Source organism: Pseudanabaena sp. SR411 (genome assembly GCF_002251945.1).
Classification (GTDB): Bacteria; Cyanobacteriota; Cyanobacteriia; order Pseudanabaenales; family Pseudanabaenaceae; genus Pseudanabaena.
Genome location: NZ_NDHW01000138.1, coordinates 1 through 5,112, shown reverse-complemented (window position 1 = coordinate 5,112; position 5,112 = coordinate 1). Strand labels below are relative to the sequence as shown.

Here is a 5,112-nt window from a genome sequence, read left to right as displayed (position 1 = left end):
ACTCTCTCAAGTTGTTAATTTGTCTCCTCTTCGGCTTCATATTTTAAAGTTTTTTTCTCCCACCTGCCAACGCTATTATTTGCTCCCTGCACCTGTTTCGTAATTGTTTTTCTCATTCCATTACGAGCGGAATGTGGGTTCTAGCGAAAGGGAATGATTTCCGCTTTTAAACCAGATTGGGCGAGTTTCTGCACTAGTTGATTTGCCGTGGCACTCTCACTATAGGCTCCTACTTGCATCACAGTTCTACCACTACGGGACAACCGAAATGCGTCAGGAACAACCGTTTTTACTCGTTGAGTTACAGCAATAGAAGTATCAGGAACAACTACACGATATTGAAAAGGCTTGCCTGTAGTAGGATCGACTGACACAGGGGGTAAAGCTGCAACTCTAGGAGGAATGGCGGGACTGCTATAGTCACGCTCAATGATGATTGTCGTTGGTGCATTGTTAGCACTAGGATTAGTGGAAATCACTGCGCTTGGTAATGCTTGACTAGCGCTAGGTGGCTTGGCTGGTACAAATACTGTAGTTGGTGAGGCACTAGGATTAGATTGAATCGGAATAGCATTTCCTGTATTTGTAGGCGATGCAGGAATCGCAGGAAGTGGGACAGGACGGATAGAAGCGATGGGGCTAGCATTGGTAATCGGAGAACTTGATGCTCTCAAATCTAGTAATCCTTTCACCTTCGATTGATTAATTTGATTACCTGCGGCTACTAAAGGAATAGTCGTAGCATTATTAATGTCAAATTCACGGTTGTTTCGGAAAGTATTATTTCCCAACGAAATCGTCGTACCAAGGTCAGGGCGAGGAGAGCCATTGGAACTACTGAGAACTACTAAACCATTACGCTGATTATCAGCGATCGCATTGCCTCGCAGTGTTGGCTGAGCCGTATTAGAAATGATAACTCCATCCACATTGCGGGAGATATTATTATTTGCTAACACCACCTGAGATTGTTGCCCAATCGACAATCCAAAGCCTGTATTCTCAAATCTGTTATCACGAATTTCCCCTGTGCTTGTGCCAAGAGCCGAAATACCACTGCCTTTATTGTTCGTAAATAGATTATTGCCGATGTAAGCATTAGCACTGCCTGTGAGGAAGATACCATCATGAGTACTACGCACAAAGCTGTTGTTGGCAATAACCACATTGCGACTGGACTCTAACCATAGTCCATACCCCCGTGGATTGCTATTGGTGATAGTAACGCCTTCAATGCGAGAGTTCGTTGCGGCAGCGATCGCAATATTTTGACTGGCAAAGGTAGGACTAACAAAGCGACCACCGCCGCTAATGATTACATTACTTCCATTTGTACTAGGATTACCACGTAGAATTGCACCTTTAGGAAGACGAATCGGAAAACTTTCGCCAGAGGCGGCGCTATATGTACCATTACTTAATTGAAAGATCGTTCCTTCTTGCGGATTAGCAGCGATCGCGTCAGTAATTGTTCGATAAGCCTGTGCATCAGTACCTTGTGGAGATACATAAACAATCTTTGGTTGAGCAGTCTGCGCCCAAGCAATCGAGGGTGTGGCGAGTGAGGCAAGAAAAACTATATTAATAAGACGAGGACAGGGAAACTTATTCATATTCGGACACCAACAAGATATCTAGCAAACATGTCTAACTAGACTAGCAGGAAGTTGCTTTTGTTTCATACAAAAAAAGGAAGTGCATCGCACCTCCTCTTTTAGATCTTTGATTAAGCCGAAGTTACAGGCTCTTTGGCGAGAAACTTCTCAAGCTCACTAATTGCCTCAGCGTCAACCTTCTCTTGCATTGGACAGAACTTAGGACCACACATCGAGCAGAATTCTGCGGTTTTGTAAATATCCGCAGGCAAAGTCTCATCGTGATATTCCTTAGCCCGTTCAGGATCGAGGGATAGCTCAAATTGCTTATTCCAATCGAAGTTGTAACGTGCAGTTGATAGCTCATCATCGCGATCGCGGGCGTTAGGACGATGACGGGCAATGTCGGCAGCATGAGCCGCGATCTTGTAGGCTATCAAGCCATTACGCACGTCTTCGGCATTGGGCAAGCCAAGATGTTCCTTTGGTGTGACATAGCAAAGCATGGCAGTACCATACCAACCAGCCATTGCTGCACCGATCGCTGAAGTGATGTGGTCGTAACCAGGGGCAATGTCAGTCACCAAGGGACCCAGCACATAGAAAGGAGCTTCGGAGCATTCTTCCATTTGCTTACGCACGTTGAACTCGATCTGATCCATCGGTACATGTCCAGGACCTTCCACCATGACTTGAATATCATGTTCCCAAGCGCGACGGGTTAGCTGTCCAAGAGTTTTCAATTCTGCAAGTTGGGCTGCATCAGATGCATCATGCAAGCAACCTGGGCGAAGAGAATCGCCTAAGCTGAAGGAAACATCATGCTTCTTGAAGATTTCGATAATGTCGTTGAAGTGGGTATAGAGAGGATTTTGCTTGTGATGGTGCAACATCCATCGCGCCAAAATACCACCACCACGAGACACAATACCTGTGAGACGATTCTTAACGAGTGGCAGATGCTCGATTAAAATCCCTGCATGGATAGTTTGATAGTCCACACCTTGCTCCGCGTGCTTCTCAATGATATGCAAAAAGTCATCGGGAGTTAGGTTTTCCATTCTGCCATGCACACTTTCGAGTGCTTGATAAATGGGAACTGTGCCAATGGGAACAGGTGAAGCATTAATGATCGCGGTACGGATCACATCAAGATCACCGCCACCCGTGGACAAGTCCATCACGGTATCTGCGCCATACTTGACCGATAGATGCAACTTTGCAACTTCTTCGTCAATATTAGAGGAGTTAGGTGATGCACCAATGTTGGCGTTGACCTTACATCTAAAGGCGATACCAATGCCCATTGGCTCAAGGTTGGTGTGATTCTTGTTAGCGGGAATAATCGCCCGACCTCTAGCAACCTCGGCACGTACCAATTCGACGGGCAGATTTTCACGCCATGCCACATACTGCATCTCTTCGGTGATGATGCCTTGACGAGCGCAATGCATTTGCGTACCGCGATATTCTCCGCGCCTTGTGGGTGCAGAGTTAAGCTTTAGTCCAACTGTCATGTAAATTTCCTCAAATAATGTGCTTTCCTACGCCGATGTCAATCGGTTCAGGTTCTAAGGATTTGCTCTCAGTCTGGTTTTCACAGACACTCCTAGCATCTTGAGATCATAGCATTGTAAAGCTAGTGCTTAGACTTAGAAATAAGGTGGAGTATAAAAGTTATAGCTATAGCCATTCTTGTTAGGACATAAAACCCAAATAGTGTGAGGAGGCGCGAAGCGCCTCCTCACACTATTTGGGTTTTGATCTTTCCTGATACAGGTGGCTATAGCTATAACGCAATTGCATTGTCATGTCATTGCCAAGATTATTTGCAGCGCAAATCAATATATAGTTGAGGATAGGTTTTGATTAAGAAATGTGATGGCGCTAACACTCGATGCGGATGTAATTGTAATTGGCTCAGGAATTGGCGGCTTAGTCACCGCAACGCAATTGGCGGCGAAGGGGGCAAGCGTAATTGTCCTTGAGCGCTATTTGATTGCGGGGGGCAGTGGTGGCTATTTTGAGCGCAATGGCTACCGTTTTGATGTGGGCGCATCGATGATTTTTGGCTTTGGCGATCGCGGTACGACTAATCTGCTTACCCGTGCGCTGGCGGCGGTGAATATGAAAATGGAGACAATTCCCGACCCTGTACAGATTCATTACCATTTGCCGAATAATCTGGAAATCGAGGTGCATCGTGATTATGAGCAGTTCATTAAAGAATTAGGCGATCGCTTTCCCCATGAGCGTGAGGGTATTCGCAAGTTTTACGATGAATGTTGGAAGATTTTTAATTGCTTAAATGCGATTGAGTTACTGTCCCTCGAAGAATGGCGCTACTTGATGCGCGTATTTTTCCAGAATCCTCTAGCTTGCTTAGGTTTAGCTGCCTATCTGCCCCAAAATGCAGGCGATATCGCCAAGAAATATATTCGCGATCCTGAGTTGCTGCTATTCATCGATATGGAATGTTATTGCTGGTCGGTGGTTCCCGCCGATCGCACACCAGCGATTAATGCAGGGATGGTGTTTAGCGATCGCCATTATGGCGGCATTAACTATCCCGTCGGTGGCGTGGGTAAAATTGCCGAAAAATTGGCGGAAGGTTTGGACAAAGCGGGTGGAGAAATTCGCTATGGCGCAAGAGTTACCCAGATTATTCCCAAAGCAAAATCTGGTAAAGGTGCGATCGGTGTAAAACTGGCAAGTGGCGAAATTCTCTATGCCAAGAAAGTCGTTTCCAATGCGACACGTTGGGATACTTTTGGGAACTTGCTCAAGGATGAACCTTTGCCTAGTGGTGAAAAAGGTTGGCAATCACGCTATCAAAAATCCCCTAGCTTCCTGAGTTTACATCTTGGTGTCGAAGCTTCTGCTATTCCCGATGATGCAGCTTGTCACCATATCTTGTTGGAAGATTGGAACGATATGCAAAAGGAACAAGGCACGATTTTTGTATCGATTCCTACTCTGCTTGATCGCTCCCTTGCCCCTGACGGGCATCACATTGTGCATACCTTTACACCTAGTTGGATGAGTGAATGGGAAGGTTTATCTGCTTCGGAATATGAAGCAAAGAAAAACGAAGCGGCGAGAAAGCTATGCGATCGCCTGTCAGCGATTTTTCCTAAACTAGAAGATTGTCTCGACTATCAAGAAATTGGCACTCCACGCAGCCATCGTCGTTTTCTTGGTCGTGCTGATGGAACCTATGGACCAATTCCTGCGGGTAAGCCTTTAGGTCTTTTGGGAATGCCTTTTAATAGAACTTCTATTCCCGATCTATATTGTGTTGGTGATAGTACTTTCCCAGGACAGGGTTTAAATGCTGTAGCATTTTCGGGCTTTGCTTGCGGTCATTTGGTTGCATCGTCATTAGGGCTTTTATAGAACCCATTTGGTATCTTAGGAAGAGTAGAAAAAGGAGTCAAACATGGGATATAGCAGCAGCCTAAGCGATCAAGAGTGGGAGATTATAGAACCTCTGTTACCTAAAAAAAAGAAGACGAAA

The 5,112-nt window shown here is 45.5% G+C and carries 3 protein-coding genes and 1 riboswitch; of the genes, 1 reads left to right on the top strand and 2 read right to left on the bottom strand.

The window, feature by feature from the left end; genetic code table 11:
* Positions 1–140 precede the first annotated feature (140 nt).
* Both B9G53_RS14590 and thiC read right to left on the bottom strand, forming a co-directional pair.
* A complete protein-coding gene (locus B9G53_RS14590) occupies positions 141–1,613 on the bottom strand; it encodes a right-handed parallel beta-helix repeat-containing protein (protein ID WP_094533537.1) in 1,473 nt (490 codons plus the stop codon).
* A 113-nt stretch (positions 1,614–1,726) separates the two neighbouring features.
* Positions 1,727–3,112 (bottom strand): phosphomethylpyrimidine synthase ThiC, encoded by a 1,386-nt coding sequence (thiC, locus tag B9G53_RS14585; RefSeq protein ID WP_094533535.1) that lies wholly within the window; start codon positions 3,110–3,112, stop codon positions 1,727–1,729.
* Positions 3,113–3,119: 7 nt separating this feature from the next.
* A riboswitch (TPP riboswitch) is annotated at positions 3,120–3,216 on the bottom strand.
* Positions 3,217–3,476: 260 nt separating this feature from the next.
* On the opposite strand from thiC, the gene crtH reads away from it, so the two are divergent.
* Positions 3,477–4,991: a carotenoid isomerase gene (crtH, locus tag B9G53_RS14580; RefSeq protein WP_094533533.1), complete on the top strand. Its 1,515-nt coding sequence runs from the start codon at positions 3,477–3,479 to the stop codon at positions 4,989–4,991.
* Positions 4,992–5,112 lie beyond the last annotated feature (121 nt).

Excerpts from the sequence above, each read along its gene's own strand:
- B9G53_RS14590 (WP_094533537.1), bottom strand. The coding sequence starts at position 1,613 with ATGAATAAGTTTCCCTGTCCTCGTCTTATTAATATAGTTTTTCTTGCC.
- thiC (WP_094533535.1), bottom strand. The coding sequence starts at position 3,112 with ATGACAGTTGGACTAAAGCTTAACTCTGCACCCACAAGGCGCGGAGAA.
- crtH (WP_094533533.1), top strand. The coding sequence starts at position 3,477 with ATGGCGCTAACACTCGATGCGGATGTAATTGTAATTGGCTCAGGAATT.